Source organism: Pseudomonas sp. KK18 (assembly GCF_037094675.1).
In the GTDB taxonomy this organism is placed as follows: Bacteria; Pseudomonadota; Gammaproteobacteria; order Pseudomonadales; family Pseudomonadaceae; genus Aquipseudomonas.
Genome location: NZ_CP146605.1, coordinates 5,253,378 through 5,279,978, shown reverse-complemented (window position 1 = coordinate 5,279,978; position 26,601 = coordinate 5,253,378). Strand labels below are relative to the sequence as shown.

The following is a 26,601-nucleotide window of genomic DNA, read 5'->3' as shown; positions in this document are numbered from 1 at the left end:
AAACGCGACATAAAAATGTCGCTTATCGGACAGTTCGCCCCGCAACAGTGCGTTTGACCCGCAAATTCGTTAGGCTAGCCGCCTCTTTATGCGTGTGCCTCCCAAAAGGAAGCCTCGCGCCAGACCGGTCGGTCCCCATCCGGACCGGCAGTATTTCCCTCATCCATAGGGAAGCCCTCTCTAAATTCCGATTCAGTAGTGTGGTATTTCCTCAAATGAAAGTGTTGAAAAGCCAGGACATCCTGGCGTTGGGCTTTATGACTTTTGCCCTGTTCGTGGGCGCCGGCAACATCATCTTCCCGCCAATCGTCGGTTTGCAGTCCGGGCCTCATGTCTGGATGGCAGCGCTGGGCTTCCTGATCACCGCGGTCGGTTTGCCGGTGATCACCGTTGTCGCCCTGGCCAAGGTCGGTGGTGGCATGGACGCGTTGAGCAGTCCGATCGGCAAGATCGCCGGTGGCTTGCTGGCAGCGGCGGCCTACCTGGCTGTCGGCCCGTTGTTCGCCACCCCGCGAACCGCCACCGTTTCCTTTGAAGTGGGCCTGGCGCCGCTGACCGGTGAAAGCCCGCTGGCGCTGTTCCTCTACAGCTCGGTGTACTTCCTGCTGGTGTTCTTCATCTCCCTGTACCCGGGCCGCCTGCTGGATACCGTCGGTCGTTTCCTGGCACCGTTGAAGATCATCGCCCTGGCCGTCTTGGGCATTGCTGCCTTTGCCTTGCCGGCCGGCGATGTGGGTGTTGCCACCCCTGAGTACGTGGCCGCACCGTTCTCCCAGGGCTTTATCAATGGTTACCTGACCATGGATACCCTCGGCGCGCTGGTATTCGGCATTGTGATCGTCAACGCGATCCGCTCCCGTGGCGTCGAGTCGCCGAAGCTGATCACCCGCTACGCGATCATCGCCGGGCTGATTGCCGGTGTGGGCCTGGCGCTGGTGTACATCAGCCTGTTCCGCCTCGGTTCAGGCAGCCACGAAGTGGCGGCCGGTGCCGCCAACGGCGCCGCCGTGCTGCACGCCTACGTCCAGCACACCTTCGGCTCCCTGGGCAGCGGCTTCCTCGCCGTGCTGATTTCCCTGGCGTGCCTGGTAACCGCGGTGGGCCTGACCTGCGCCTGCGCCGAGTACTTCAGCCGCGTACTGCCGCTGTCCTATAAGACCCTGGTGGTGATCCTGGCGGTATTCTCGCTGTTTGTGTCCAACCTGGGCCTGACCAAGCTGATCGCGTTCTCGATCCCGGTGCTGACCGCCATCTACCCGCCGTGCATCGTGCTGGTGGCCCTGAGCTTCTGTAAGGACTTCTGGCAGGAGCAGGGCCGGATCGTTGGCCCGGTGATGCTGGTGTCGTTCATCTTCGGTTGCATTGACGCGCTGAAGGGCGCGGGCCTGGCTGACTGGATGCCATCGCAACTGGCTCACCTGCCGCTGAGCGAGCAGGGCCTGGCGTGGCTGGTGCCTTCGGTGATGACGCTGGTGGTTGCGGTGGTGATTGACCGCCTGCTGGGCAAACGCAGTGAAGCGATGGCTTAAACGTTTAGCCACTAACTTGTGCCGAGGTTTAGTTCGAAGTTTCGAGCTGCCCGGCCGGGTTAAAAGCACCGGACAAAGTAAAGCCCGCTATTAAGCGGGCTTTCTTTTGCAACATGACTTTTCAAGTCACAGTGTTCAAGTCGTCAGACTCAAGAACCGGTTGCAGGTGTTGCTTCTTTCGCTGCAGCTTCGTTCGATTCAGCCTGAGCTTTGGCAGCATCGGCGTTTTCTTTCGCAGCGTCGTTCACTTTATCCTGTGCTTTCGCCATGTCTTTTTGAGCTTGCTCAGAGTGGGCTGCGGCGTCTTGGGCTTTGTCTTCGGATTTTTTGTCGCAGGCAGCGAGGCCGAGGGCAGCAGCCAGCATCATGGAAATAGCTAAAGTCTTGCGCATGGGGTGTTTCTCCTTATTGAAGATATCTACTGGCCTTTCGAGCCTATGCCCAACGCTTAGTTCCTTAAATCTCACAGATATATAAGGCTTTTCCCTAGGGAACTTTCAGCAAGGTTGTCTACTCCGCCGGCTCCACACTAATAAGAGTCTTTAACGAATGACCGAAAATCCTCTTTTATCCCGTGCCACGCGCTTTGTTTCAGCCTTGCGCCACTGCCAGGTGCTGGGCATCCAGGTGCACGCCGCCAGCGAGGACGGCATGACGCTGGTGTTGCCCTATGCTCCGCATATCGTCGGTGACCCGCAGACCGGCGTGATCCACGGCGGCGCCATCACATCCTTGATGGACACCGCCTGTGGCATGGCTACCTTGTGCGTACTGCCGGAGTTCGAGGTTTGCCCGACCCTGGACCTGCGCATCGACTACATGCACCCGGCCGAGCCCCATAAACCGGTATTCGGCTTTGCCCAGTGCTACCGGGTGACCACCGACGTGATCTTCACCCGCGGCTTCGCCTACCAGGACGATCCGCAGCAACCGATTGCCCACGTGGTGGGCACGTTCATGCGCATGGGCAAGCGCCTCAAGGGCAGCCAGGGCCTGGGCAATGCAATCAAGGGAGAACAGGCATGAAACATCAGTTCAAGACCCGTCTGCAGCAAGCCCACGAGCGCGGCAACTATGAAGCGCTGCTCAACCTGATTCCCTACGCCAAGCTGATTGGCATCGAATGCACGCGCCTGGGGGATGAATTGCTGTTTCGCATGCCGGCCAACAAGGACAACATTGGTAACCCGATATTGCCGGCGATCCATGGTGGGGTGATCGCAGGCTTTATGGAGCTGTCCGCAGCCTTGCATTTGCTGGTTTTCACCGGTGCGCCTGGTGTTCCCAAGATCATCGATTTCTCCCTGGATTACCTGCGCGCTGGCCAGTTTCGCGACACCTACGCCAAATGCCAGGTGTGGCGCCAGGGCCGACGGGTGGCCAATGTGGCGATTACCGCCTGGCAAAGCACCCCGGCCGAACCGATTGCCACCGCCCGCGCGCATTTCAAGATTGAGGAACCGGCCCGCCCTTGAAATCCTGGTCTTAGCCCCCAACTTTGATGACAACCCGCCGCCAACCCTCAAGGGCGCGGCCACTGCCATCCAATTGGAGTTTGATGACCATGAGTGTGGAAACTCAAAAGGAAACCCTGGGCTTCCAGACCGAGGTGAAGCAACTGCTGCACCTCATGATCCATTCGCTGTATTCCAACAAGGAAATTTTCCTTCGCGAATTGATCTCGAACGCCTCTGACGCTGTCGACAAATTACGTTTCGAAGCCCTGTCCAAGCCTGAGTTGCTGGAAGGTGGCGCGGAACTGAAAATCCGTGTGAGCTTCGACAAGGACGCGAAAACCGTCACCCTCGAAGACAACGGTATCGGCATGAGCCGTGACGATGCGATCACCCACCTGGGGACCATCGCCAAATCCGGCACCGCTGATTTCATGAAGAACCTGTCGGGCGACCAGAAGAAAGATTCGCACCTGATCGGCCAGTTCGGCGTGGGCTTCTACTCGGCCTTCATCGTTGCCGACAAGGTTGAAGTATTCAGCCGCCGTGCCGGCCTTGCCGCCAGCGAAGGCGTGCACTGGTCTTCCAAGGGCGAGGGCGAATTTGAAATCGCCACTGTCGACAAGGCTGATCGTGGTACCCGCATCGTCCTGCACCTGAAGTCCGGTGAAGACGAGTTCGCCGATGGCTGGCGTCTGCGCAATATCATCAAGAAGTACTCCGACCACATCGCGTTGCCGATCGAGTTGCCGAAAGAACAAGCGGCGGCCGAAGGCGAAGAAGCCCCAGCCCAGGAATGGGAAGTGGTCAACCGCGCCAGCGCCCTGTGGACCCGTCCTCGTACCGAAGTCAAGGACGAGGAATACCAGGAGTTCTACAAGCACATCGCCCACGATTACGAAAACCCGCTGAGCTGGAGCCACAACAAGGTCGAAGGCAAGCTGGAATACAGCTCGCTGCTCTACGTACCGGCCCGTGCTCCGTTCGACCTGTACCAGCGTGAAGCGCCGAAAGGCCTGAAGCTGTATGTGCAGCGCGTATTCGTGATGGACCAGGCGGAATCGTTCCTGCCGTTGTACCTGCGCTTTATCAAGGGCGTGGTTGACTCCAACGACCTGTCGCTGAACGTGTCGCGGGAAATCCTGCAGAAAGACCCGATCATCGACTCGATGAAGTCGGCGCTGACCAAGCGTGTCCTCGACATGCTGGAAAAGCTGGCGAAAAACGAGCCTGAGCAATACAAGGGCTTCTGGAAAAACTTCGGCCAGGTCATGAAAGAAGGCCCGGCAGAAGATTTCGCCAACAAGGAAAAAATCGCCGGCCTGCTGCGTTTCGCATCGACCAACGGTGACGACGGCGAGCAGAACGTTTCCCTGGCTGAATACCTGGCGCGCGCCAAGGAAGGTCAGGACAAGATCTACTACCTGACCGGTGAAACCTACGCTCAGGTCAAGAACAGCCCGCACCTGGAAGTCTTCCGCAAGAAAGGCATCGAAGTGCTGCTGCTGACCGACCGCATCGACGAGTGGCTGATGAGCTACCTCAGCGACTTCGACGGCAAGAGCTTTGTTGACGTCGCCCGCGGCGACCTGGACCTGGGCAACCTGGATTCCGAAGAAGACAAGAAAGCCGCTGAAGAAGTGGCCAAGTCCAAAGAGGGTCTGGTTGAGCGAATCAAGACCGCCTTGGGCGATGCCGTCAGCGAAGTGCGGGTTTCCCACCGTCTGACCGATTCCCCGGCGATCCTGGCCATCGGCGAGCAGGACCTGGGCATGCAGATGCGTCAGATCCTGGAAGCCAGCGGTCAGAAGGTTCCGGATTCCAAGCCGATCTTCGAATTCAACCCGGCGCACCCGCTGATCGAGAAACTCGACGGCGAGCAGAGCGAAGAGCGGTTTGGCGACCTGTCGCACATCCTCTTCGACCAGGCAGCCCTGGCTGCCGGCGACAGCCTGAAAGACCCGGCCGCTTATGTGCGCCGACTGAACAAGCTGTTGGTTGAACTGTCGGTTTAACACCGTTGTAGAAAAACCCGCTTCGGCGGGTTTTTTCGTTCTGGAGCCTTTCACCTGGAGTAAATGATGAGCCAAATCACCGTGCGTTCCGTGGTCTATCAGATTGATGGCCAGTCTTATGAAAGCCGCCTGGCATTTGATGCCAGTCATAAGGGCCCGCTGCCAGGGTTGTTGATGGCGCCGAACTGGATGGGTGTCAGTGCCGGCGCTGAAGAGATCGCCAAGAGCGTGGCCAGCAAGGGCTACGTGGTGCTGCTTGCCGACCTGTACGGGCAAACCGTCCGCCCTTCGAACGGCGATGAAGCGGGTGCGGCGATGATGCCGTTGAAGAATGACCGGCCGCTGTTGAACAAGCGCATGCAGGTCGCGCTTGATCACCTGAAAACCCAGACTGAAGCGGCGGTGGATACCTCGAAGCTGGCGACCTTTGGTTTCTGCTTCGGTGGTTGCTGCTCCCTGGAGCTGGCGCGTACCGGTGCACCGTTGAAAGCTGCCGTTTCGTTCCACGGCAGCCTCGACACGCCGAACCCGGCCGATGCAAAAAACATCAAGGGTTCCGTGCTGGTGTTGCACGGTGCTTCCGACCCGTTGGTGCCGAAGGAGCAACTGCCGGCGTTTGAAGACGAAATGAACGCCGCCGGTGTGGATTGGCAATTGCTGAGCTACGGCGGTGCGGTGCACTCGTTTACCGACCCGCACGCGAATGTGCCGGGCAAGATGATGTATGACGCGAAGACCGCTGCGCGGGCCTTTCAGTCGATGCATAACTTGCTGGATGAAGTGTTCAAGGGCTGATAGTTCGGTTGCCTGAGCTGGCCCCTTCGCGAGCAAGCCCGCTCCCACATTTTAACCGTGTAAATCCTGAAGGAACGCGGTCGAAATGTGGGAGCGGGCTTGCTCGCGAAGGCTGTTTCACAGGCAATAAAGCGCTTAAGCCTTGCCTAGAGGCAACTCGATCCGCTCACTTTCCCCCGGCACTGTCGGCCAATCCCCAGCCGCCCAACGCTGCCGAGCCTGCTCGATCAACGCCGGATCACTCGCGACAAAATTCCAGTTAATCCGCCGTGGCCCATCCAGCGCCGCGCCGCCGAACACCACCAGGTGGCAATCAGTCTCGGCAAACAGCCCCATGCTTGCGCCTGCCGGCAACACCACCAGGCTATGCACCTCCAGCGCTTCGCCATCCAACTGCGCCTCACCCTCCAGCACATACACCGCCCGTTCTTCATGCTCATCCGGGATCAGCAGGGTGGTAGCCGTCTGCATCCGCACCTCGGCATACAAGGTGGGCGACAACACCGGCACCGGCGATTCGAGGCAAAAGCCATTGCCGGCAATCAGGCGAATCTGCACGCCGAGGTTATCGCTCACCGGCAAGCTGGCGGCCGGATGATGGCTGTAATGCCCAGGCCCTTGTTCATGTTCCTTGGGGGAGGCCAGCCACACTTGCAACCCGTGCAGGCTGAAACCACTGGCCTTCAACGCCTCGGGGCTGCGTTCAACGTGGGCAATGGCACTGCCGGCTGTCATCCAGCTGACGTCCCCGGCCTTGACCACCTGATCGGAGCCGAGGCTGTCCTTGTGCAGGAGTTCGCCTTCAAACAGGTAGGTCAGGGTAGAGAGGCCGATGTGCGGGTGTTGGCGAATGTTCATGCCGGTACCCGGGGCATAACGGGTTTGCAGCATATGGTCGAAAAACACGAAAGGCCCGACGCTGCGGCATTGCCTGGAGGGCAGTGGGCGCAGGATCGGTTGGCCTTCCACATCTTCGGCGCGCGGGCGAATCACGGTCACGGTGGTCATGGTGCTTCCCAGTCTGAGCGGGTCTGATGGTACTGAGCATAACCCGCTCGACGGGAGGTTGCCGCTACTGGCTGAAGGCGCCTTCGGAGAGCCGGGTCTCGATGGTGACTTCGGCCGTGGTCATCAGCTTGTGCACCGGGCAGCGATCCGCCACGCGGTGCAGCTCGTCGCGCTGCTCGTCAGTGAGTACGCCCTTCAGGGTCAGTTTGACGTTGAGCTTGTATTTGCCCTTTTGCTCTTCGGTGCTGTCATGGGTGACTTCCACGGTCACGCCGGTCAGCGGTATGTCTTTTTTCTGCGCATAGAGCTTGACGGTCAGGGCCTTGCAGGACGCCAGTGCGGCGTCGAAGTAATCGTGGGGGGAGGGCGCCGAATCGTCGCCGCCCAAGCTCTTGGGCAGGTCGGTAAACAGCTCGTGGTTATTGATATTGACGCTGTGGCGGAAGTTTTCGGCGTTCAGCGTGTTCACGGTAACAGGCATGGCAAACCTCACAGGGTGGCAGGAAGAAGCTCATGCAGTTATAGAGCATGCTGGCACGTTGGTGTTCCCCGTTGTTTACCGCTGAACCCGCAGGCGCGGTCCGAGGTCTACCGGCATTAGCCCTTGTTTGAGGTACCCCCGTGCGCCGGACCCGCCTGAGTATTGCCCTGTTGCTGACCGCCGCAAGCCTTGCGGTGCAGGCTCGCGACTATGCCTACAGCGATGCACACCTGCATTACGTCGATTTCTTCCAGGAGTCGGCGGGCATGGATAAATTACTCAAGGCCATGGCCGATAATCGCATCGAGCATGTGATGATTTCCGGCATACCGGTGGCCAAGAAATGGCATGAGGACGAACCCAAGCGGCCGCGCTATTACGCCGGGGACGACGCCGACGCCTATTGGTACAGCGCCACCGACGTGTTCGTCGCCGATGCGGTCAATAAATTGAGCCCGGAGCAACGTCAGCGCTTTCATCCGTTCCTCAGTGGTTTCAATCCCAACGATAAAAATGCCGCATCCCATATCCAGCGCATGCTCGATCTCAATCCTGGGCTCTGGCAAGGCATCGGCGAAGTCTTCACCCGTCACGACGACCTGACCGCGCTGACCTCCGGCGACACCCCAAGGGCCAACAACGAGGCGATGACCCGCATCTATCACCTGGCCGCGGAGAATGATCTGCCGGTGATGGTGCATTCCAACATCACCTCCAAGCGTGAGAAAAATCCGTTGTACCTGGCGGAAATGGAAGAGCCGCTGCGTAATCACCCGCACACCCGGTTTATCTGGGCCCACGCGGGCAGCAGCATGGAGATCCATCGGCACCAGACGCAGATGGATTTTTTGCTGCCGACCCTGGCGCGCATGCTGGAGGCTTACCCCAACCTGTACGTCGACCTGTCCTGGAGCGTGCTCACGCCTTACTTGCTGGATGAGGCGGGAAAGGCACGCCCTGAGTGGGTAAAGCTGGTGGAGCGCTTCCCGGACCGCTTCATGCTTGGCTCAGACGTAGTAGGACGCTTCAACAAGCTCGGTAAGGAAATGCGCAGCTTTGACCCGTTCCTCGATGCGTTGCCTGAGGATGTAGCCAGAAAGGTCGCGCGGGACAATTTCCTGGCGATTCTGCCCAAGCCCAGGTGATGGGTTTAGCTGAATCGCTACAGCCGGGGCGGGGCGATCGTTAGGCGTTTTGATATCGCGTTTTCGTCTTAGGCAAAAGTCTCAACTCGCCGATACCTTTCAAGAGCCCGCTGCAGGTGGATGCAGCGCTTTTGGAAGGATTCCGAGCATGAATATCAGAAGTCTGAATATCGCCCCTCGCGCCGGCCTGGGGTTTGGTTTGCTGGCGCTGATGGTGTTTGCCCTGGGCGGGTTCGCCTTGTTGCAGATGGGCAATATGCGCCAGCAGTCTGACCAGGTGGAAAACAACTGGCTGCCCAGCGTGATGGCGGTCGGCGAGATGAATCAGGACCTGCTGCGGGTACGGGCCCTGACGTTGCGGCTGCTGCTTAACCGCGACCCGCAGGCAATCACGCAGAATGAGCAGAAAATCACCGAGCTGAAAAGTGGCCTGCACAAGGCTCAGTCCCTCTATGAAGGCTTGATCGTGCTGCCTGAAGAGCGGGTGCTGTTCGATCGCTTTAAAACCGAGGAAGAGCGTTACCTGCAGCGCCAGGAACAGGTGATGGCGTTTTCCCAGGCGAATCAGTTGGAAGACGCGATCAAGGTGGTCAACGGCGAGATGAACCAGTTGGCCGACGAACTGGCCGGTACCCTGCGTGAGCTGGTGACGTTGAACAAGGTCAGTGCCAATCAGGCGGCGAGCCTGGCGCAAAGTGTGTTCACGCAATCGCGCAGTTGGGTGGTTGGCATGATTGCCGTGACGGCGCTGATCACCATCGGCCTGGCATTGTTGCTGACCCGCAGTATTGTGCTGCCGTTATCCCAGTCTTTGAAAGTCGCCCAGGGTGTGGCCAGTGGCGATCTGACCGGGGTGATTACGGTCAGCGGCCAGGATGAGCCTGCGCGTTTGCAGCAGGCGCTGAAAAGCATGCAGGAGAGCTTGCGGGAAACCATTCGGCGTATTTCCGATTCGTCCAGCCAGTTGGCGTCGGCTTCCGAAGAGCTTAGTTGCGTGACCGAAGATGCCACCCGTGGGTTGCATCAGCAGAGTCAGGAAATCGAGCAGGCGGCTACTGCGGTGAACCAGATGACGGCGGCGGTGGAGGAGGTGGCGAGCAACGCGGTGGCTACGTCCCAGGCATCGCGGGAGTCGGATCGTATCGCTCAGCACGGGCGCGAGCAGGTGCATCAGACGGTGTTGTCGATTGAGTCCCTGGCGGATGATGTGACGGCCAATGCGACTCAGGTGGAGGACCTGGCGCAGAAGGTGTATGGCATCAGCAAGGTGCTGGATGTGATTCGTTCGATTGCCGAGCAGACCAATTTGCTGGCGCTGAATGCCGCCATCGAAGCGGCGCGGGCTGGGGATGCCGGGCGTGGGTTTGCGGTGGTGGCGGATGAGGTGCGGGCCTTGGCGCATCGTACGCAGCAGTCGACCCAGGAAATCGAGCAGATGATCAGTGGGATTCAGCAGGGGACTGATCAGGCTGTCAGCTCCATGCAGCAGAGCAATACTCGGGCGCGTTCGACGTTGGATATCGCCAAGTCGGCGGGGACGGCGCTGGAGGAGATTGCTTCGGCGTTTACCCTGATCAATGAGCGCAACCTGGTGATTGCCAGTGCCTCGGAAGAACAGGCGGCGGTGGCGCGGGAGGTGGATCGCAATTTGATGAATATTCGCGATTTGGCACAGCAGACGTCGGCGGGGGCGAACCAGACCAGTGCGGCGAGCCAGGAGTTGTCGCGGTTGGCGGTGGATCTCAACACGATGGTGGCTAGGTTTTCGGTTTAGGTTGTTGGGGGAGTATGCCCGTTGCTGTGGTAGGGGCTACTTATGGTTTCGCTCTCGCAGCGAGTCACTTTGCAAAAGCGGCAAAGTAAGCAAAGCGCTCTGCCTCGCCTGTCGGCGGGGCGCCTAAGATCAAAAGCAAGAGCACGGCGGCCTGGAAGCCGACCTGAGTGTTAGAAGCAAAAGCAGAACCGCTTTTCTGTCGGAGCCGGCTTGCCGGCGAAAACCTGAGAACGCCGCGTTGAATCAGGATGCCAGCGTCATCGTTAACGACCTTCGCGAGCAAGCCCGCTCCCACATTGGACCGTGCCCGTTTTAGCTTTTGATTTTGCTTCTAAACACTCAAGCCTGAGCGAGGTGCCGAGTGATCGGGCAAGAGCGTTTTGCTTACTTTTGACTGGGCACGCATTCCGGCTTTCAAAAGTGAGCCACTGTAAGCGGGGTAAACGGGTAAAAAAACGCCCCGAACCAGTCGGGGCGTTTTCAGGCGATCAAGCTGCGGAAGCTTACTTACCCTGCCAACGTTTCAGCACCAGGGTGGCGTTAGTGCCACCAAAGCCGAAGCTGTTGCTCATCACTGTATTGATGGTCGCATCTTCACGAGTCTTGGTCAGGATAGGCATGTCAGCCACGTCCGGATCCAGTTCCTCGATGTTGGCAGAACCCGCCATGAAGTTGCCTTCCATCATCAGCAGGCAGTAGATCGCTTCGTGAACGCCAGCGGCGCCCAGGGAGTGACCCGACAGGCTCTTGGTAGAGCTGATCGCCGGAGCCTTGTCGCCGAATACCGCACGCACGCCTTCCATTTCCTTGGAGTCGCCGACCGGAGTCGAAGTACCGTGGGTGTTCAGGTAGTCGATCGGGGTATCAACGGTGGACATGGCCATCTGCATGCAGCGGATGGCGCCTTCGCCGCTTGGCGCAACCATGTCGTAGCCGTCGGACGTCGCGCCGTAGCCGACGATTTCCGCGTAGATCTTCGCACCACGGGCCAGGGCGTGTTCCAGCTCCTCGACCACCACCATGCCGCCACCGCCGGCAATGACGAAGCCATCACGGTTCTTGTCATAGGCGCGGGAGGCTTTGTCCGGGGTTTCGTTGTACTGGGTCGACAGGGCGCCCATGGCGTCGAACAGGAACGACTGGCTCCAATGTTCTTCTTCACCGCCGCCGGCAAACACGATGTCCTGCTTGCCCAACTGGATCTGCTCTACAGCGGTACCGATGCAGTGAGCACTGGTGGCGCAAGCGGAGGAGATCGAGTAGTTCACGCCCTTGATCTTGAACGGCGTGGCCAGGCAGGCGGAAACGGTGCTGCCCATGGTCCGCGTGACGCGGTACGGGCCAACGCGCTTGACGCCTTTCTCGCGCAGGATGTCCAGCGCTTCCATCTGGTTCAAGGTCGACGCGCCACCGGAACCGGCGATCAGGCCGGTGCGCACGTTGGATACCTGGTCTTCGCTCAGGCCGGAATCGGTGATCGCGTCCTTCATGGCCAGGTAGGCGTAAGCGGCTGCGTGGCCGACGAAGCGATAGATCTTGCGATCGATCAGTTCTTCGAGGGGCAGGTCGATGGAGCCGGAAACCTGGCTACGCAGACCCATTTCGGCATATTCCGGGTTGAAGCGGATGCCAGGGCGACTTGCACGCAGGTTAGCGGAGACGGTCTCTTTGTCATTGCCCAGGCACGAAACAATGCCCAGACCAGTGATAACGACGCGGCGCATGCGGATAACCCTTAAAAGTTGTCAGTGGAAGTGAATACGCCGACCCGAAGGCCTTCGGCAGTATAAATCTCGCGACCGTCGACAGTCACCGAACCATCGGCAATGGCCAGGTTCAGCTTGCCCTTGAGGACGCGCTTGATTTGAATGTTGTAAGTGACTTTCTTGGCGGTCGGCAAGACCTGGCCAAAGAACTTCACTTCGCCCGAACCCAGGGCGCGACCGCGGCCCGGCAGGCCTTGCCAGCCCAGATAGAAACCGACCAGCTGCCACATGGCGTCAAGGCCCAGGCAGCCCGGCATCACCGGATCGCCTTCGAAATGGCAGGCGAAAAACCACAGGTCAGGGGTGATATCCAGCTCGGCGACCAATTCACCTTTGCCGTACTTGCCACCCTCTTCGCTGATATGGGTGATGCGATCCACCATCAGCATGTTCGGGGCGGGCAGTTGCGCGTTACCTGGGCCGAACAGCTCACCGCGACTGCAGCGCAGCAGGTCTTCCCGAGTAAAGGCGTTTTGTTTGGTCATGCGAGCTCCTCAATAATCCCATGCGGCAGGGCAGGGCAAATCTTCCCGGCCGACTGAAGCGTTCATGCCTCATATCGGCAGCCTACACATAGACTATTGCGTTGTAGTGAAAGTCACAGCGTCAAGGTCATGAATGTACACTTGTGCACTGAAATTATAAACCGGGCCGGTTTACGGGCCCGTTCGGGTGCCTAAGACTGCCGCACTTTCGTCTTTCACGCCAGTCGCAGTTGGCTGATGGCACCGTGTTACTGCACCCATCTCTGCAGGATTTGCTGCAAATCCGTGCGTTTGAACGGCTTTGCCAGGTAATCGTTCATTCCAGCTGCCAGGCAGGCTTCGCGATCGCCCTGCAAGGCATTGGCCGTGAGGGCAATGATTGGCAGCTCGGCGCAACCGGGCAACTGGCGAATCTGCCGGGTAGCCTCGTAGCCATCGATGCCCGGCAGTCGGCAGTCCATCAGGATTGCGGTAAAAATCAGGCTCTCGGCGCTGCGAATCGCTTCGGCGCCGTCGGTGGCGATGCTCACCTCGAACCCCAGGCTGCGCAGCATGGCTTCGACCACCGTGCGATTGACCGGGTTGTCTTCCACCAGCAACACGTTGCGCCCTTCGCCCGCACGGCCATTGCCTTCGGTATTCGGCGCGAGCACCGGCAAGCTCTGCTGGTAGATCGCCAGCGGGATTTCCAGGGTGAACACCGAGCCGTGGCCTTCTTCGCTCTGGGCGCGCAGGGTGCCGCCCATGCGTTCGGCCAGGGTGCGTGCGATAGGCAGTCCCAGTCCGGTGCCGCCGTAACGTCTTGAAATGGAACTGTCGGCTTGCTGGAACGCATCGAACATCAGTTCCAGGCGCTCGGCGGAAATGCCAATCCCGCTATCGCGCACGGTGCAGGTGAACCACAGCAATTCATGGTCCAGGGTCTGCCAGTGGGGTTCGACGGTGACGGTGCCCTGCTCGGTGAACTTCAGGGCATTGCCGATCAGGTTCACCAAAATCTGCCGGATGCGGGTCGGGTCGCCCTGTACCTGCAGCGAGCCCAGGCCCTGGGGGATCGGCACTTCGAGCGCCAGCCCGCGTTGTTGGGCGGCGTGCTGGAAGGCCTGGGCGCAACTGCTGATCAGCTCCACCAGGTCGAACGGAATGTGCTCAAGCTCCAGGGCCGCGCGCTCGATGCGCGAGAAGTCGAGGATGTCGTTGATCACCTTCAGCAGGTGTTCGGTGGACTCCGAGGCCAGTGCCGCGTATTCGGTCTGTTCCTCGGTCATGTCGGTGGTTTCCAGCAGTTGCAGCATGCCCAGCACCCCGTTCATCGGCGTGCGCAATTCATGGCTCATCATCGCCAGGAAGTCCGACTTGGCATTGTTCGCCCGCTCGGCTTCTTCGCGGGTCTGGATCAACTGGGCCATGGCCTGGTGCTGTTCACGACTGGCCTGGTTCAAGCCATCGGCGAGGTTATTGATGTGGCGCGACAGGTCGCCCAGCTCCGAGTCATCCACGATGGGCAGCGGCGTCTGGTAATCGCCCTGCTGGATCGCCTTGACCGCATTGCCCATGGCGCTGATCGGTTGCGACAGGCTGGCCGCCAGGCGCCGGGCCAGCAGGAAGGTAAACAGCAGGGCGAACAGCGCGAGAATCCCGGCCTTGAACAGGATTTCCTGCTGGCGCTGGCTGAACGCATCGTTGGACATGCCGACAATCACTCGCCCCAGGTAGTCCGCGCGCGGGGCCTTGGGCTCGGCAGTACTGTCCTGGAAGAAGTCATTGCCCAGCTGGATATGTTGCAGGCGAATCGGCGCCTGGAAGACTTTCACCGACAGCGAGCGATCGTGCTTCTCCGACGGTTGCTCGACATACACCAGGATATTTTCTGCGCTGTCCTGAATCTCCAGGAAGCGCACGTGCGGCGTGGCGAGGGTGGCCCGCAACAGGCTTTCAAGCACGTCGTTGTTGCCGGAAATCACCCCGTATTCGGTGGCCGGCGCCAGTTGGTTGGCGATCAACTGGCCGGTGTGGTCCAGTTCCTGGCGCAGGTCCTGGATCCGCACGAAGGTGAAGAAGCTGATCAACAGCAGCGTCAGCAGGAGTGCCGGGCCCAGGGTAATGAGCTGGGTCCGGGTGTTGATGTCCCAACGGCGACGAAATGTCATGGGCGTTTTTCTCCTTCGGCCAGGCGGGCGGCGACGTTGGTTTCGTCCACCTGTTCGATCCCCAGTGAGCGCGCAACCTGCGGGTTGCCTACGACTTTGAAACGTTCCGGGTACAGCGAGCGCGGCCAACTGGCCGGCGCATGATCCAGCAGGCGGTCGAGCACATCCAGCCAGTCGGTCTGATCGCTGTAGGTGCTGGCCAGGCTGCCGGCCTTGACGAACCCGGCGTTGGGCCCGACCAGTGGCAATTGCCTGGCGTAGCTGCTGAGCAGCAGGTTTTTCGCGGTTTTCGGGTTGTACAGCTGGGGATCATCCAGCCCCAGCAAGACGTCGCTGTTCTTGAACAGGCTTTGCAGCGGGCGACTGTCATTAATGTTTTCCCAAAGCTGGGGCACGATCTCCAGGCCCATGGGCGCGGCGTACTGGCGCAGCTCGCGCAGCAGGAACTCGCTGTCGATGCCATAGAGCACGCCGATGCGCCGGGCCTGAGGCAGGATGCCGGTGATCAGGCGCAGTTGTCGGTCCAGCGGTGGGTCGCTCCACAGCAGGCTGATCTTCGCAGGCAACGTGGCACCCAGGCGCTGGCGCGCTTGCAGGCGGCTGATGCGCAGCACCAGGGTCGGTGGGCCCTGGGCGTCTTGCAGGCGCCAATCAAGGCTGGGCAGGTCCAGCAGGATCAGGCGGGTGCTGGTCGGCAAGTTTGCGGGGGCGGGCAGGTCCTTGAGCGGGGTGAACTTCACGCTGTCTTCGGGACGCTGCAGGGCCAGGGCCTGGACGAATGTTTGTACGCCCGGGCCGTCTTCGTCGGCGGTCAGCAGGATATCCGCTGCCCATGTCGGTGCGCCGAACAGTAAAACCCCAAGCAACACACAGCACCGCCAGAGCCGGGCGGTAAAGGGCAGGGTCATCCGTGACGAGTCGCTGTCCACTAGAACTCTAACTCCGCACTGAAGTAGAGCACGTGGCGTTGGTCATAGTTGTTGTCGGGCCAGGTGGTGGGCTGATTGTCGAGGCGTTGTTGCAACATGCCGGCCAGCTCCACGTTGGCTTTGCCCAAGGCAATGCGCTTGGCCACCCGCAGGTCGACCCGTTCGAAGCGATACTGGTTGAGCGCATCGTCGCCATAGTAGAACACCGCGCTGGACCAGCCATGGCCCCATTCCCGCATCCAGCCGGCCGAGCCGCTGTTGCGCGCGGTCTGCTGCCTGTCCAGGGGGTTGGTGGCGCTGGCATCCACATAAGCATAGGTGACGCGCAGCCGGTCGGCGGTGCTTATGTGCCAGTCGAGCTGGGTTTCGGTGCCGGTAAAGCGCGAGCTGTTCGAGTTGCTGGCGATGTACTGGTTGTTGCGCAGCGGCTCGCTGACCATTTCGCTGATTTCGTCGTAGAACAGCTTCACGTCGACGTTCAGCCCGATGTCGGCAAAAAAGCCGTTGTAGCCCAGCTCCCGGGAGCGCATCAGCTCTTTGTCGAGGTTGCCCGGGCCGCGGGTCACCACGAAGTATTGGCCGGAGTTCTGGCCGTAGGCCGGCGAGCTGAGGTTGGTGACGCGGTAGCTCCAGTTGACGTTGTTCTCGAACATGTCCGGGGAGCGAATGGCTTCGGAGTACACCGCGCGCAGGCCGTGGCGCGGGTTGATCAGGTAGTTGACGGCCACCCGTGGCGTCAGCGAGTTGCCGCTCAGGTGGGTGTCTTCGTACATCGCGCCGCCCTGCAGCAGCCAGTGTTCGCTGGCCCGCCATTCCAGGTGGCCGAACAGGCGCCAGGTGGTGTCGTCCAGGGTGCCGTTGAAGTAGGTGTCGGAGTCGGCGCGGTCGTAGCGGTAGTTCATGCCGCTGACCAGGCGCAGGCTGTCGGACAGGCTGAGGGTGTCTTGCAGCTCCAGGTCGTAGCGGCTTTCCTTGGTGCTTTGGTCGATGTTGCCGCAGACCGGGTCCTTGCCGCCGTCCCCCCATTGCTGGAGCACCTGGCGGGCCAGTGCCTGCTCGGCGGCGCTGCCGGGTGGAAGGTTGCCTGGGTTGAAGTTGTTCATGTGCCGGGCCAGTCGCTCGGCATAGTTGGGGTTGAGCTGCCACAGCTGCGTCAGTTCCGGGCTGAACGAGACCTTGGCATCGCACGCGCGCCAGATCTGCCGGCGATCCCATTGCTGGGCCGAACCCTGGATATACAGGCTGTGATCGGGGTTGAAGTCGAAGTTCCAGCGCAGGGAACCGGCATAGTCCTTGGCGCTGACGTCGGAATTGTTACCGCCTTCGGTAATCCCGTCGAACACCGGTTGGTAGGTGTAAGGGCGCTGGTTGGTGCCTTCCTTGGCGTCCAGCTGCCAGTCGATGCTTTGTTGCGCATTCAGGGTCTGGCTCACGGCCAGGCTGAAGCGGTTCAGGCGGCGCCCGTCGCGGCGGTCAGCGCCCACGCGGTCGCTGTCAAAGCCATCGTCCTGTTGACCGGAGAGTGACAGGCGCAAATCGCCGGTGTCCCAGCCCATGCCCTGGCTGGCGTACCAGTCGTTGATCCCTCGGCCGCCCTGGGTGAGTTTCATCCGCGTGCCATGGCTGTTGGCCGGCGAGCGGGTGAGGATGTTGACGACGGCCATCAGCGCGTTGGCGCCGTAGCTGACGGTATTGGGGCCGCGGAAGACCTCGATGCGGTCGATGTCTTCCAGGGCTACCGGAATATCGCTCCAGTCCACCGTGGCCAGGCCCGCGCGGTACACCGAGCGCCCATCGATCAACACCTGCATGCGCCGCGCATCGCCCGCCTGGGTGCCGTGGTAATTCACGGCGGCCTGGTTGCCGGTGGTGTAGCCGACCATCATCCCGGGCACCAGCCGCAGCAGTTCGGGGATATCCCGTGCGCCGCTGGCCTTGATCAGCTCGCTGTCGATCACCGTCATGCTGCCGGGCACGGCGGCGGCCGATTGCTTGAGCCGGGTGGCGGTCAGCACCTGCGGCAGCGGCTGGCTGTCGAGGAACAGGTCGTCAGCCAGCACCGGCACACTGCACCACGGCATGCACAACAACGTCAGCAGAAGGGATGAGCGAGGAGGAGGGCCCAAATACACGGCACGGCCTTGATAATTACGGATAGCCGCCCATGTTAACTGAGGTGGGGCCTTTTGCCAGTCGTCGGCCCTGTAATTACTTCGCACAAATGTCGCATTTTCCGACAAGCGTTTGAATTGACGCGGGGGCTGGCCGCAGGCGGGTCGCTCCGTATAATGCGGCCATCGCCACTGCTATGGATTAACGGATTGCATATGACTGAACAGCGCCCTATTGCGGTCCTGGGAGGCGGAAGTTTTGGTACCGCCGTGGCTAATCTGCTGGCTGAAAATGGTCACCGGGTGCGCCAATGGATGCGTGACCCCGAGCAAGCCGAAGCCATTCGGGTCAACCGGGAAAACCCCCGTTACCTTAAAGGCATCAAGATTCTGCCGGCCGTGGAGCCGGTGACTGATTTACAGGCGACGCTGGACGAGTGCGACCTGTGCTTCGTCGCGCTGCCCTCCAGCGCTTTGCGTTCGGTGCTTGCACCCCATGCCGAGCGGCTGGCGGGCAAGCTGCTGGTGAGCCTGACCAAGGGCATTGAGGCGCACACCTTCAAGTTGATGAGCGAGATCCTTGAAGAAATCGCCCCCGAAGCGCGGATTGGCGTGTTGTCCGGGCCGAACCTGGCGCGGGAAGTGGCTGAGCACGCGCTGACTGCCACGGTGATCGCCAGTGAAGACGAAGAACTCTGCGAGCGGGTGCAGGAGGTGCTGCACGGTCGCACCTTCCGCGTGTACGCCAGTGCCGACCGTTTCGGCGTCGAGCTGGGCGGGGCGTTGAAGAACGTCTACGCGATCATCGCCGGCATGGCGGTTGCGCTGGGCATGGGTGAAAACACCAAGAGCATGCTGATCACTCGCGCCCTGGCCGAGATGACCCGGTTTGCGGTCAATCAGGGCGCCAACCCGATGACCTTCCTTGGCCTGGCGGGTGTGGGCGACCTGATCGTCACCTGCTCGTCACCGAAAAGCCGCAACTATCAGGTCGGTTTTGCCCTTGGCCAGGGCTTGAGCCTGGAAGACGCCGTGACGCGTTTGGGCGAAGTGGCGGAAGGCGTCAACACCCTGAAGGTGCTGAAGGCCAAGTCTCAGGAGGTCGGGGTGTATATGCCGCTGGTTGCCGGGTTGCACGCGATCCTGTTTGAAGGGCGCACCTTGAACCAGGTCATCGAGTTGCTGATGCGCGCCGAGCCTAAAACCGATGTCGACTTTATTTCCACCAGTGGTTTCAACTGAGGAACGCGTCATGAACGATCCGAAAGCAGCACCCAAGTACGAGTCCATCGGCCTGCGTGTCCTGTGGATGCTGGTGTTTGCCCTGGTGTGGCAAGTGGCGCAGTTTCTGCTGGGCGCGCTGGTGGTGGTGCAACTGGTTTATCGCCTGGTGTATGGGGCGCCGAACCTGGGGATGATGAATTTTGGTGACAGCCTGAGTCAGTTCTTGGCGCAGATTGGGCGGTTTGGCAGTTTTCACAGTGATCAGAAGCCTTGGCCGTTCGCCGATTGGCCGACGCCCCGTGCACCGGAAGGTGAGGCTGCCCACAGTGTGCCGCCTGCACCGCATCCGGCGCGTGATGAGGAACCCAAGCTATGAAGGTGTGGGTGTTGCGTCACGGTGAAGCCGAGGGGCATGCGCGTACGGATGCCGAGCGTAATTTGACGGCCCATGGGCGCGATGAGGTTTTGCGCAGTGCGGGGCATCTGATTGGGCAGCCGATTCGGGCGATCATTGCCAGTCCGTATGTGCGGGCGCAGCAGACGGCGCAGTTGGTGCGGGAGGCGTTGGGGTTTGAGCCGGATGTCCGCACTGTGCCTTGGTTGACGCCGGAGAGTAATCCGCTGGAGGTGCTCAAGCATCTCGACAATGACGATGATGTGTTGCTGGTTAGCCATCAGCCGTTTGTGGGGGGGCTGATCAGTTATTTGCAGCATGGGCATTTTCGGCAGCCGCAGGCTATGAGTACGGCGAGTTTGGCGGAGTTGGAGGGGGATTTTCCGTTGGCGGGGTTGATGAGTCTTTTGAGTGTTCGGAATCCTTAAGGTTGGGTTTGGTTTTGGGTACATATCCGTTTCTTCGGTAACGGCCACTTAGGGTTCCGCTCTTACAGCGGGTCACTTTTTTACAAACGCCTAAAAAAGTAACCAAAAAACGCTTTGCCCCACCACTCGGTGCCTCGCTTAGGCTCGGCATGCCCGCACTCCGGCCCGGTTCCGCGGGCCGCCGCGACGGGCCATCCATGGCCCGGCGCGGCTAAATCGGCATCCTTGCCGATTTACCCGCTCCACCGTGCCTACTTGCGGCCATCGTGGTTGACGGGGCCCGCAGATCAAGATCAAAAGCAGATCAAAAGCAAGAGCACAGCGGCCTCCCGGCCGGCTTGAGTGTTAAAAGCAAAATCTAAGGCGGGCACGGTCCAAATGTGGGAGCGGGCTTGCTCGCGAAGGTCGTTAACGATGACGCGGGCATTCTGATTCAGCACGGCGACCTCAGGTTTTTCGCGAGCAAGCCCGCTCCCACATAAAAGCAGATCTGTTTTCGCTCTGGTCTTTGCTTTTGCTTTTAACACTCAAGCCGGCCGGTAGGCCGCTGTGCTCTTGATCTGCTTTTGATTTTGATCTTAGGCGCCCCGTTAAACCACGCTGGCCGAACGCAGGCTTTGGAGCGTGGGTAACCCGGCAGGACGCCGGGTTAGCCGTCCTGGGCCAAGGATGGCCCATGACGGCGGCCCACGGTCCAAAGCCGGAGTGAGGGCACACCGAGCCTAGGCGAGGTGCCGAGTGGTGGGGCAAGAGCGTTTTGCTTACTTTTGCGCTTTTCAAAAGTGAGCCGCTGTAAGAGCGGAACCATAAGCGGCCGTTACCTGAATAACGGATATGCCCCCAAAAACAGCAGAACTTGCACCCCCCGCGCTCCCATGAAATAGTCAGCCAAGCAAGTGCTTGGTTGGCTACCATCGGAACACAAAGGAGCGCGTCCATGTCTGTCGCTATTCGTTTGCCGCTGCAAGTCTTCTTCGACCGCGAAGCCCGCCGCCCACGGCAACGATTCCTGGTTCAGCCCATCAAAGGCGGCGAGGTCCAAACCCTCACCTGGGCCGAAGCCGGTCACCAGGCCCGCTGCGCCGCCCACTGGCTGCGAGCCCGCGACCTGCCCCAGGGCTCCCACATCGCCCTGATCTCGAAAAACTGCGCCCACTGGATCATCGCCGACCTCGCCATCTGGATGGCCGGCCACGTCTCGGCCCCCTCTACCCCAACCTCACCGCCGACTCCGTCGCCCACGTACTCGAGCATTCCGAAGCCGCACTGGCATTTATCGGCAAACTGGACGACTGGCCCGCCATGTCCGCCGGAGTAAAGGCCGACCTGCCCACCATCAGCCTGCCGCTGTGCCCCGATGGCGAATTCGATTTCACCTGGGCCGACCTGCAAGCCTGCTCACCCATTCAGGACAACCCCGCGCCCGCAGCATCCGATCTAGCCACCATCATCTACACCTCCGGCACCACCGGCCTGCCCAAGGGCGTGATGCACAGCTTCGGCGCGCTGGCCTTCGCGGCCATCCGCGGCACTGAACTGTTCGGCCTGGGGGAGGGCGACCGCCTGCTGTCCTACCTGCCGCTGTGCCACGTCGCCGAACGCATGTTCGTGGAGATGGCCTCGATCTACACCGGACAGACAGTATTTTTCGCCGAGAGCCTCGACACTTTTCTGACAGACCTCAAACGGGCGAGGCCAACAGCGCTGTTCGGCGTACCGCGGATCTGGACCAAATTCCAGATGGGCGTCTATAGCAAAATCCCCGCAAGCCGCCTCGATACCTTGCTGCGCCTGCCCTTCATCGGCAAGCGGGTCGGCCACAAAGTACTCGCCGGGTTGGGCCTGGACGCTGTGCGCGTGGCGATCTCCGGCGCAGCCCCCGTGCCCGAAGCACTGTTGGTCTGGTATCGCCGGCTGGGCCTGGATGTGCTGGAGGTCTATGGCATGACCGAAAGCTGCGGCTACTCCCACGTGTGCCGCCCCGGCCAGCAGAAACTCGGCTGGATAGGCCCGCCATGCCCGGACGTCGAAGTGCGCATCGGTGACGACGGCGAAGTCCAGGTACGCAGCGGCGCGACCATGCTCGGTTATTACAAGGACCCGGCAAAAACTGCCGAGACCCTCACCGCCGACGGCTTCCTGCGCACCGGCGACAAGGGCGAGCAGGGCACCGATGGCCGCCTGCGGCTGACCGGGCGGCTCAAGGAAATCTTCAAGACCAGCAAAGGCAAATACGTGGCCCCGGCGCCGATTGAAAACCGCCTGGCCGAACATGCACGCATCGAGCAGGTGTGCGTGGTGGGCGATGGCTTGAGTGCGCCCATGGGCCTGTGCGTGTTATCTGCCGTGGGTCTGCAAGATGCCGCAGGCGCTGGGCGCCAGGCTTTGCAGGGCAGCCTTGAACGCTTGCTGGAAGAGGTCAACCAGGTGCTGGATAAACATGAGCGCTTGCGCCAACTGGTGGTGGTGAAAGACAGTTGGGCGGTGGAAAACGGTTTTCTCACGCCGACCTTGAAGATCAAGCGCAACGTGATTGAATCAGCCTACGGGTCGCAGTTCCTGGCCTGGAGCGAGCGCTCCGAAGCCGTGCTGTGGCAGGATTGAGCACTGACATAAAACCAATAAGGACCGATCAATGAGCCTGTGGCGCACCCAACCGAATATCGAGCAACTGAATGCGATTCAGAAAAACACCATCGGTGAAGTACTGGATATCCGCTTTGAACGTTTTGACGACGAGTCCCTGACGGCCAGCATGGTGATCGACCACCGCACCCATCAACCCTACGGCCTGCTGCACGGCGGCGCGTCGGTGGTACTCGCGGAAACCGTGGGCTCCATGGCCAGTTACCTGTGCATCGACGCCAGCAAGTTCTATTGCGTGGGCCTGGAAATCAACGCCAACCACCTGCGCGGCTTGCGCAGCGGGCGGGTGACGGCGGTGGCCAAGCCGATTCATATCGGGCGCACCACCCACGTGTGGGACATCCGCCTGACCAGCGATGAAGGCAAGGCCAGCTGTGTGTCGCGCCTGACCATGGCCGTGGTACCGCTGGGGGAGACGCCGCCGGCCCGATAGGCGTGGCGTGAGTGTCATCATTCCTGGCAGTTACAGTCATTGCCGTGACTGCCCGGTCTGGGGAGAATCAACACTCTGTTTACGGTGATGGATCAGGTATGTCGCAGCACGTGTTTTTCGCTCACGCCAATGGCTTTCCTTCGGCGACCTACGGCAAATTGTTTGCCGCCCTGGCCCCGGAGTACGCCGTCGCGCATTTGCCGCAGCACGGTCACGACCCCCGGTTTCCAGTGGATGACAATTGGCAGAACCTGGTGGACGAACTGATCCACCACCTTGAGCAACAACCGGAGCCGGTGTGGGGCGTGGGCCATTCGTTGGGTGGCGTGCTGCACCTGCACGCGGCCATGCGTAGCCCGCAGCTGTATCGCGGGGTGGTGATGCTGGATTCGCCGGTACTGACCCTGGCCGATCGCTGGGTGATCCGCGCGGCCAAGCGTTTCGGCTTTATTGACCGGCTGACCCCGGCGGGGCGCACCCTGGGCCGTCGTGAAGAGTTCGCCGACCTGGCGGCTGCGCGCCAGTACTTCGCTGGCAAGACCTTGTTTCGCGGCTTTGATCCCGACTGTTTTGATGCCTACCTGCAACACGGCCTGGAGCCGGTGGGTGATCGCCTGCGCCTGCGCTTTGATCCGGCCACCGAAATCAGCATCTACCGCGGCGTACCCCACACCAGCCCCGGCCAGGCCCGGCAACTGAAAGTGCCGCTGGCGGTGGTGCGTGGTCGCCAGAGCCGGGTGGTGATGCGTCACCATGCCAGCGGCGTGGGGCGCATGCCCATGGGCGAAATGCTGACCATGCCCGGCGGCCACATGTTTCCCCTTGAACGCCCACAGGACACCGCCACTTTGATCAAGAACCTGTTTGCCCGTTGGGAAGCTCGCCAGCGCGAGCGCAGTTGCGCATGACTGCGCCCGTCGAAGAAGTCCGCCTGGCGCTGCCGCACATCGAGTTGGCGGCGCATCTGTTCGGCCCTGAAGATGGCCTGCCGGTGATTGCCCTGCATGGCTGGCTGGACAACGCCAACAGCTTCGCCCGGCTGGCACCGAAACTCGATGGCCTGCGCATCGTTGCGCTGGACATGGCCGGCCATGGTCACTCGGCCCATCGACCCGTTGGAGCCGGTTATTCCCTGTGGGATTACGTCCACGACGTGCTGCAAGTCGCCGAACAATTGGGATGGAAACGTTTTGCATTACTTGGCCACTCCCTCGGCGCCATCGTTTCCCTGGTGTTGGCCGGCGCCTTGCCGGAGCGGGTGACGCACCTGGGATTGATTGATGGCGTGATCCCGCCGACCGGCACCGCAGACAACGCCGCCGAACGCCTCGGCATGGCGTTGCAGGCGCAAATGAACCTGCAGGACAAGCGCAAGCCGGTGTACAGCACCCTTGATCGCGCGGTGGAAGCGCGGATGAAAGGCGTGGTGGCAGTCAGTCGTGAAGCCGCCGAACTGCTGGCCCAGCGTGGCTTGATGCCCGTGCCGGGTGGTTACACCTGGCGCAGCGACAGCCGCCTGACCCTGGCCTCCCCCATGCGCCTGACAGAAGAACAGGCGATGGCCTTCGTGCGCCGAGTCGGCTGTCCGACACAGTTGGTGGTCGCCGAAGACGGCATGTTGGCGAAACATTCCGAATTGCTTTCCGGGCTTCCATTCCAGGTGACTACCTTGCCCGGTGGCCATCATTTGCACCTGAATGACGAGCCAGGCGCTACCCTTGTTGCAGACTGTTTCAATCGGTTCTTCTCCACGCCTTGACTTGGCGGGGTCAACTGCCGAGGCTGGGCGGATCGAAAGGGAGTCAACCATGAACGATCTCAACACCGCAGCGCACCCCAATGGCCAGGGCGCGCCGATCCGATGAGTATGCCGAAGGGATTTTTCCGTGTTCTGGGGCTGTGCTGTTTCAGCCCGCTGGTGTTTGCCGCCGACGTACCGGGTAGCCAGGACTTGCCCGCCGTGGCCCGTCAGGTCGACGCGCAGATCGTCGACTACCGTCCCGCCGAAGAGAAAGAACGTATCTACCCGCTGGGCTCGATCCGCAAGATCAGCGGCCAGCTGCGCTATGAAGGCCAGGCCACCGCCCGCGGCCAAGCCACTGCCATCACCTACGAACTGCCTGCCGAGCACACCTCCAGCGCCGCCTTTACCGCCACCCGCGAAGCCTTGCAGGCCCAGGGCGCGCAACTGCTGTTCTGGTGCCAGGCCCGTGATTGCGGTGAAAGCAGCCTGTGGGCCAATGAAGTGTTCGGCAATGCCAAGCTGGTGGGCGCCGACGGCCAGCAGGAATACCTGCTGCTGCGCCTGGCGGCCCCGCAGGACAACTCCCTGGTCGCGTTGTACGGCATCACCCGGGGCAATCGACGGGCGTACCTGCACGTGGAACAGATGGACGCCAGCGCACCGTTGGGCGATTTGCTGCCGACCTCCGCTACGCTGCTGCGGGAACTGAAAAGCACTGGCGAGCTGGATTTTCCCAAGCTGGGCGCCGAGCCTGACGCCACCTGGCTCACCCTTATTTCCCGCGGATTGAACCTGGATGCCACGTTGCGGGTCAGTTTGACCGGGCCCACCGCCGAGGCATGGCGCCAGGGCTTGATCGATCAGGGCGTACGTGCGGCGCGCCTGGAAACCGGCACCACCGAAGCCAAGGGTTTGCACCTGCATCTGATACGCTGACCGTTCCAGGGCGAACGGACCCGCGCCGTTCGCCTAAGCTCTTGCTCTTACAGACTTCTTTTCGAGAAACCACATGCTCAATAACGATCGCCTGCTGGTGCAGATCCTGCTGCTGGTGTTGTTTGGTGCCAGCTTCTGGGTGATGGCGCCTTTCTGGTCGGCGCTGTTCTGGGGCGCGGTACTGGCGTTTGCCAGTTGGCCGGTGATGCGCTTGCTCACCCGCTGGCTGGGCGGTCGCGAATCGCTGGCCGCCGGGATCCTGACCCTGGTCTGGATGCTATTGGTGGCGTTGCCGCTGGTTTGGCTGGGGTTCAACCTGGCCGACCATGTGCGCGATGCCGTGGGCCTGATCAAGGATATCCAGGTGGATGGCTTGCCTGCGGCGCCCACCTGGCTCGGTTCCATTCCCTTTGTCGGCGAACGATTGGTGGCGATGTGGGACAGCATCGACCAGCAGGGCGCGGCACTGATGGTCACGTTGAAACCGTACCTGGGCCAGGTCGGCAACTGGTTGCTGGCCCGCAGTGCGCAGATCGGCGGCGGCATCCTGGAACTGACCCTGAGCCTGGTGTTCGTGTTCTTTTTCTACCGTGACGGGCCGCGCCTGGCGATGTTTGTGCATCGCTTGCTGGAGCGGTTGATCGGCGACCGGGCGGGTTATTACATCGAACTGGTCGCGGGTACGGTGCAGCGGGTGGTCAACGGTGTGATCGGCACCGCTGCCGCCCAGGCCTTGCTGGCGCTGATCGGCTTCTGGATTGCCGGTGTTCCGGGGGCTTTGGTGCTGGGGATCGTGACGTTCCTGCTCAGCCTGATTCCGATGGGCCCGCCGCTGATCTGGATTCCGGCCACCGCCTGGCTCGCCTGGAAGGGCGACTACACCTATGCGGTGTTCCTCGGTGTATGGGGCACGTTCATCATCAGCGGCGTCGACAACGTGCTCAAGCCCTACCTGATCAGCCGTGGCGGCAACCTGCCGCTGGTGATCGTGTTGCTGGGGGTGTTTGGCGGGTTGATTGCGTTCGGCTTTATCGGCCTGTTTATCGGCCCGACATTGCTGGCGGTGGCGTATAGCTTGTTGACCGACTGGAGTGCCACCCAGGCTCAGGTGCGGCGGGAAGATAAAACCGGGCAGTAATGGTTCCTGCAGGGCG

At 61.0% G+C, this 26,601-nt stretch carries 23 protein-coding genes and 1 pseudogene; 16 read left to right on the top strand and 8 right to left on the bottom strand.

Annotated features, from left to right (window positions below; all coding sequences use genetic code 11):
• Positions 1–215: 215 nt before the first annotated feature.
• Positions 216–1,529, top strand: coding sequence for a branched-chain amino acid transport system II carrier protein (gene brnQ / locus V6607_RS23650; protein ID WP_003210565.1), 1,314 nt, complete (start codon positions 216–218; stop codon positions 1,527–1,529).
• A gap of 149 nt (positions 1,530–1,678) precedes the next feature.
• Here brnQ and V6607_RS23645 read toward each other — a convergent pair whose 3' ends face one another.
• Positions 1,679–1,921 (bottom strand): hypothetical protein, encoded by a 243-nt coding sequence (locus V6607_RS23645; RefSeq protein ID WP_003210564.1) that lies wholly within the window; start codon positions 1,919–1,921, stop codon positions 1,679–1,681.
• Positions 1,922–2,078: 157 nt separating this feature from the next.
• On the opposite strand from V6607_RS23645, the gene V6607_RS23640 reads away from it, so the two are divergent.
• The 4 genes from V6607_RS23640 (at position 2,079) to V6607_RS23625 (ending at position 5,793) form a co-directional block, all read left to right on the top strand.
• Positions 2,079–2,555 (top strand): PaaI family thioesterase, encoded by a 477-nt coding sequence (locus tag V6607_RS23640; RefSeq protein ID WP_003210563.1) that lies wholly within the window; start codon positions 2,079–2,081, stop codon positions 2,553–2,555.
• Positions 2,552–3,004: a PaaI family thioesterase gene (locus V6607_RS23635; RefSeq protein WP_063028212.1), complete on the top strand. Its 453-nt coding sequence runs from the start codon at positions 2,552–2,554 to the stop codon at positions 3,002–3,004. The genes V6607_RS23640 and V6607_RS23635 overlap by 4 nt, the downstream gene beginning before the upstream one ends.
• An 89-nt stretch (positions 3,005–3,093) precedes the next feature.
• Entirely contained in the window at positions 3,094–4,998 is a 1,905-nt protein-coding gene (gene htpG, locus V6607_RS23630) for a molecular chaperone HtpG (protein ID WP_003210561.1), read from the top strand.
• A gap of 66 nt (positions 4,999–5,064) precedes the next feature.
• The gene (locus V6607_RS23625; RefSeq protein WP_008434010.1) at positions 5,065–5,793 is read left to right on the top strand and encodes a dienelactone hydrolase family protein; all 729 of its coding nucleotides are present in this window, start codon (positions 5,065–5,067) and stop codon (positions 5,791–5,793) included.
• A 135-nt stretch (positions 5,794–5,928) separates the two neighbouring features.
• Here the strand turns inward: V6607_RS23625 and V6607_RS23620 are convergent, their stop codons facing one another.
• Both V6607_RS23620 and V6607_RS23615 read right to left on the bottom strand, forming a co-directional pair.
• Positions 5,929–6,801 carry a pirin family protein gene (locus V6607_RS23620; protein ID WP_102369648.1) on the bottom strand — a complete coding sequence of 291 codons (873 nt, stop codon included), beginning with the start codon at positions 6,799–6,801 and terminating at the stop codon, positions 5,929–5,931.
• 64 nt (positions 6,802–6,865) lie between these two features.
• Positions 6,866–7,282 (bottom strand): OsmC family protein, encoded by a 417-nt coding sequence (locus V6607_RS23615; RefSeq protein ID WP_003210558.1) that lies wholly within the window; start codon positions 7,280–7,282, stop codon positions 6,866–6,868.
• A 140-nt stretch (positions 7,283–7,422) separates the two neighbouring features.
• Between V6607_RS23615 and V6607_RS23610 the strand changes: the two genes are divergently transcribed.
• Both V6607_RS23610 and V6607_RS23605 read left to right on the top strand, forming a co-directional pair.
• Positions 7,423–8,427: an amidohydrolase family protein gene (locus V6607_RS23610; RefSeq protein WP_008434016.1), complete on the top strand. Its 1,005-nt coding sequence runs from the start codon at positions 7,423–7,425 to the stop codon at positions 8,425–8,427.
• 148 nt (positions 8,428–8,575) lie between these two features.
• Positions 8,576–10,201 (top strand): methyl-accepting chemotaxis protein, encoded by a 1,626-nt coding sequence (locus tag V6607_RS23605; RefSeq protein ID WP_134327086.1) that lies wholly within the window; start codon positions 8,576–8,578, stop codon positions 10,199–10,201.
• 503 nt (positions 10,202–10,704) lie between these two features.
• Here V6607_RS23605 and fabB read toward each other — a convergent pair.
• The 5 genes from fabB to V6607_RS23580 form a co-directional block, all read right to left on the bottom strand.
• Positions 10,705–11,925 carry a beta-ketoacyl-ACP synthase I gene (gene fabB / locus V6607_RS23600; RefSeq protein ID WP_003210553.1) on the bottom strand — a complete coding sequence of 407 codons (1,221 nt, stop codon included), beginning with the start codon at positions 11,923–11,925 and terminating at the stop codon, positions 10,705–10,707.
• Between the two features lie 11 nt (positions 11,926–11,936).
• On the bottom strand, positions 11,937–12,452 hold the full coding sequence (gene fabA / locus V6607_RS23595; protein ID WP_003210552.1) for a 3-hydroxyacyl-[acyl-carrier-protein] dehydratase FabA: 516 nt from the start codon (positions 12,450–12,452) through the stop codon (positions 11,937–11,939).
• Positions 12,453–12,700: 248 nt separating this feature from the next.
• Positions 12,701–14,602, bottom strand: coding sequence for an ATP-binding protein (locus V6607_RS23590; RefSeq protein WP_102369646.1), 1,902 nt, complete (start codon positions 14,600–14,602; stop codon positions 12,701–12,703).
• Complete coding sequence (locus V6607_RS23585; protein WP_052024261.1) at positions 14,599–15,510, bottom strand: ABC transporter substrate binding protein; 912 nt, start codon at positions 15,508–15,510, stop codon at positions 14,599–14,601. The genes V6607_RS23590 and V6607_RS23585 overlap by 4 nt, the downstream gene beginning before the upstream one ends.
• A 20-nt stretch (positions 15,511–15,530) precedes the next feature.
• Positions 15,531–17,663 (bottom strand): TonB-dependent receptor, encoded by a 2,133-nt coding sequence (locus tag V6607_RS23580; RefSeq protein ID WP_134327085.1) that lies wholly within the window; start codon positions 17,661–17,663, stop codon positions 15,531–15,533.
• Positions 17,664–17,858: 195 nt separating this feature from the next.
• Between V6607_RS23580 and V6607_RS23575 the strand changes: the two genes are divergently transcribed.
• From V6607_RS23575 to V6607_RS23535, 9 genes and pseudogenes are all read left to right on the top strand, one after another.
• Positions 17,859–18,884 (top strand): NAD(P)H-dependent glycerol-3-phosphate dehydrogenase, encoded by a 1,026-nt coding sequence (locus V6607_RS23575; protein ID WP_003210548.1) that lies wholly within the window; start codon positions 17,859–17,861, stop codon positions 18,882–18,884.
• A 10-nt stretch (positions 18,885–18,894) separates the two neighbouring features.
• Complete coding sequence (locus V6607_RS23570) at positions 18,895–19,242, top strand: DUF4389 domain-containing protein (protein ID WP_134327084.1); 348 nt, start codon at positions 18,895–18,897, stop codon at positions 19,240–19,242.
• Entirely contained in the window at positions 19,239–19,688 is a 450-nt protein-coding gene (gene sixA / locus V6607_RS23565) for a phosphohistidine phosphatase SixA (protein ID WP_134327083.1), read from the top strand. Before V6607_RS23570 ends, sixA begins: the two co-directional genes overlap by 4 nt.
• Positions 19,689–20,625: 937 nt before the next feature.
• Positions 20,626–22,292: pseudogene (locus V6607_RS23560) on the top strand (AMP-binding protein).
• 31 nt (positions 22,293–22,323) lie between these two features.
• The gene (locus tag V6607_RS23555; RefSeq protein WP_003217165.1) at positions 22,324–22,767 is read left to right on the top strand and encodes a hotdog fold thioesterase; all 444 of its coding nucleotides are present in this window, start codon (positions 22,324–22,326) and stop codon (positions 22,765–22,767) included.
• Positions 22,768–22,865: 98 nt separating this feature from the next.
• A complete protein-coding gene (locus tag V6607_RS23550) occupies positions 22,866–23,675 on the top strand; it encodes an alpha/beta hydrolase (RefSeq protein ID WP_008431257.1) in 810 nt (269 codons plus the stop codon).
• Complete coding sequence (locus V6607_RS23545; protein WP_087695368.1) at positions 23,672–24,526, top strand: alpha/beta hydrolase; 855 nt, start codon at positions 23,672–23,674, stop codon at positions 24,524–24,526. The genes V6607_RS23550 and V6607_RS23545 overlap by 4 nt, the downstream gene beginning before the upstream one ends.
• A gap of 102 nt (positions 24,527–24,628) precedes the next feature.
• On the top strand, positions 24,629–25,447 hold the full coding sequence (locus V6607_RS23540) for a DUF4892 domain-containing protein (protein WP_003217171.1): 819 nt from the start codon (positions 24,629–24,631) through the stop codon (positions 25,445–25,447).
• Positions 25,448–25,520: 73 nt separating this feature from the next.
• On the top strand, positions 25,521–26,585 hold the full coding sequence (locus V6607_RS23535; RefSeq protein WP_003217173.1) for an AI-2E family transporter: 1,065 nt from the start codon (positions 25,521–25,523) through the stop codon (positions 26,583–26,585).
• The last annotated feature ends 16 nt before the right edge of the window (positions 26,586–26,601 follow it).

Bases quoted from the DNA above. Each gene is read 5' to 3' on its own strand.
- sixA (WP_134327083.1), top strand. From the start codon at position 19,239: ATGAAGGTGTGGGTGTTGCGTCACGGTGAAGCCGAGGGGCATGCGCGT.
- V6607_RS23620 (WP_102369648.1), bottom strand. From the start codon at position 6,801: ATGACCACCGTGACCGTGATTCGCCCGCGCGCCGAAGATGTGGAAGGC.
- V6607_RS23640 (WP_003210563.1), top strand. From the start codon at position 2,079: ATGACCGAAAATCCTCTTTTATCCCGTGCCACGCGCTTTGTTTCAGCC.
- V6607_RS23535 (WP_003217173.1), top strand. From the start codon at position 25,521: ATGCTCAATAACGATCGCCTGCTGGTGCAGATCCTGCTGCTGGTGTTG.
- V6607_RS23590 (WP_102369646.1), bottom strand. From the start codon at position 14,602: ATGACATTTCGTCGCCGTTGGGACATCAACACCCGGACCCAGCTCATT.
- fabA (WP_003210552.1), bottom strand. From the start codon at position 12,452: ATGACCAAACAAAACGCCTTTACTCGGGAAGACCTGCTGCGCTGCAGT.
- fabB (WP_003210553.1), bottom strand. From the start codon at position 11,925: ATGCGCCGCGTCGTTATCACTGGTCTGGGCATTGTTTCGTGCCTGGGC.
- V6607_RS23550 (WP_008431257.1), top strand. From the start codon at position 22,866: ATGTCGCAGCACGTGTTTTTCGCTCACGCCAATGGCTTTCCTTCGGCG.
- V6607_RS23555 (WP_003217165.1), top strand. From the start codon at position 22,324: ATGAGCCTGTGGCGCACCCAACCGAATATCGAGCAACTGAATGCGATT.
- V6607_RS23635 (WP_063028212.1), top strand. From the start codon at position 2,552: ATGAAACATCAGTTCAAGACCCGTCTGCAGCAAGCCCACGAGCGCGGC.
- V6607_RS23540 (WP_003217171.1), top strand. From the start codon at position 24,629: ATGAGTATGCCGAAGGGATTTTTCCGTGTTCTGGGGCTGTGCTGTTTC.
- V6607_RS23575 (WP_003210548.1), top strand. From the start codon at position 17,859: ATGACTGAACAGCGCCCTATTGCGGTCCTGGGAGGCGGAAGTTTTGGT.
- V6607_RS23615 (WP_003210558.1), bottom strand. From the start codon at position 7,282: ATGCCTGTTACCGTGAACACGCTGAACGCCGAAAACTTCCGCCACAGC.
- V6607_RS23605 (WP_134327086.1), top strand. From the start codon at position 8,576: ATGAATATCAGAAGTCTGAATATCGCCCCTCGCGCCGGCCTGGGGTTT.
- V6607_RS23545 (WP_087695368.1), top strand. From the start codon at position 23,672: ATGACTGCGCCCGTCGAAGAAGTCCGCCTGGCGCTGCCGCACATCGAG.
- brnQ (WP_003210565.1), top strand. From the start codon at position 216: ATGAAAGTGTTGAAAAGCCAGGACATCCTGGCGTTGGGCTTTATGACT.
- V6607_RS23585 (WP_052024261.1), bottom strand. From the start codon at position 15,510: ATGACCCTGCCCTTTACCGCCCGGCTCTGGCGGTGCTGTGTGTTGCTT.
- htpG (WP_003210561.1), top strand. From the start codon at position 3,094: ATGAGTGTGGAAACTCAAAAGGAAACCCTGGGCTTCCAGACCGAGGTG.
- V6607_RS23625 (WP_008434010.1), top strand. From the start codon at position 5,065: ATGAGCCAAATCACCGTGCGTTCCGTGGTCTATCAGATTGATGGCCAG.
- V6607_RS23570 (WP_134327084.1), top strand. From the start codon at position 18,895: ATGAACGATCCGAAAGCAGCACCCAAGTACGAGTCCATCGGCCTGCGT.
- V6607_RS23645 (WP_003210564.1), bottom strand. From the start codon at position 1,921: ATGCGCAAGACTTTAGCTATTTCCATGATGCTGGCTGCTGCCCTCGGC.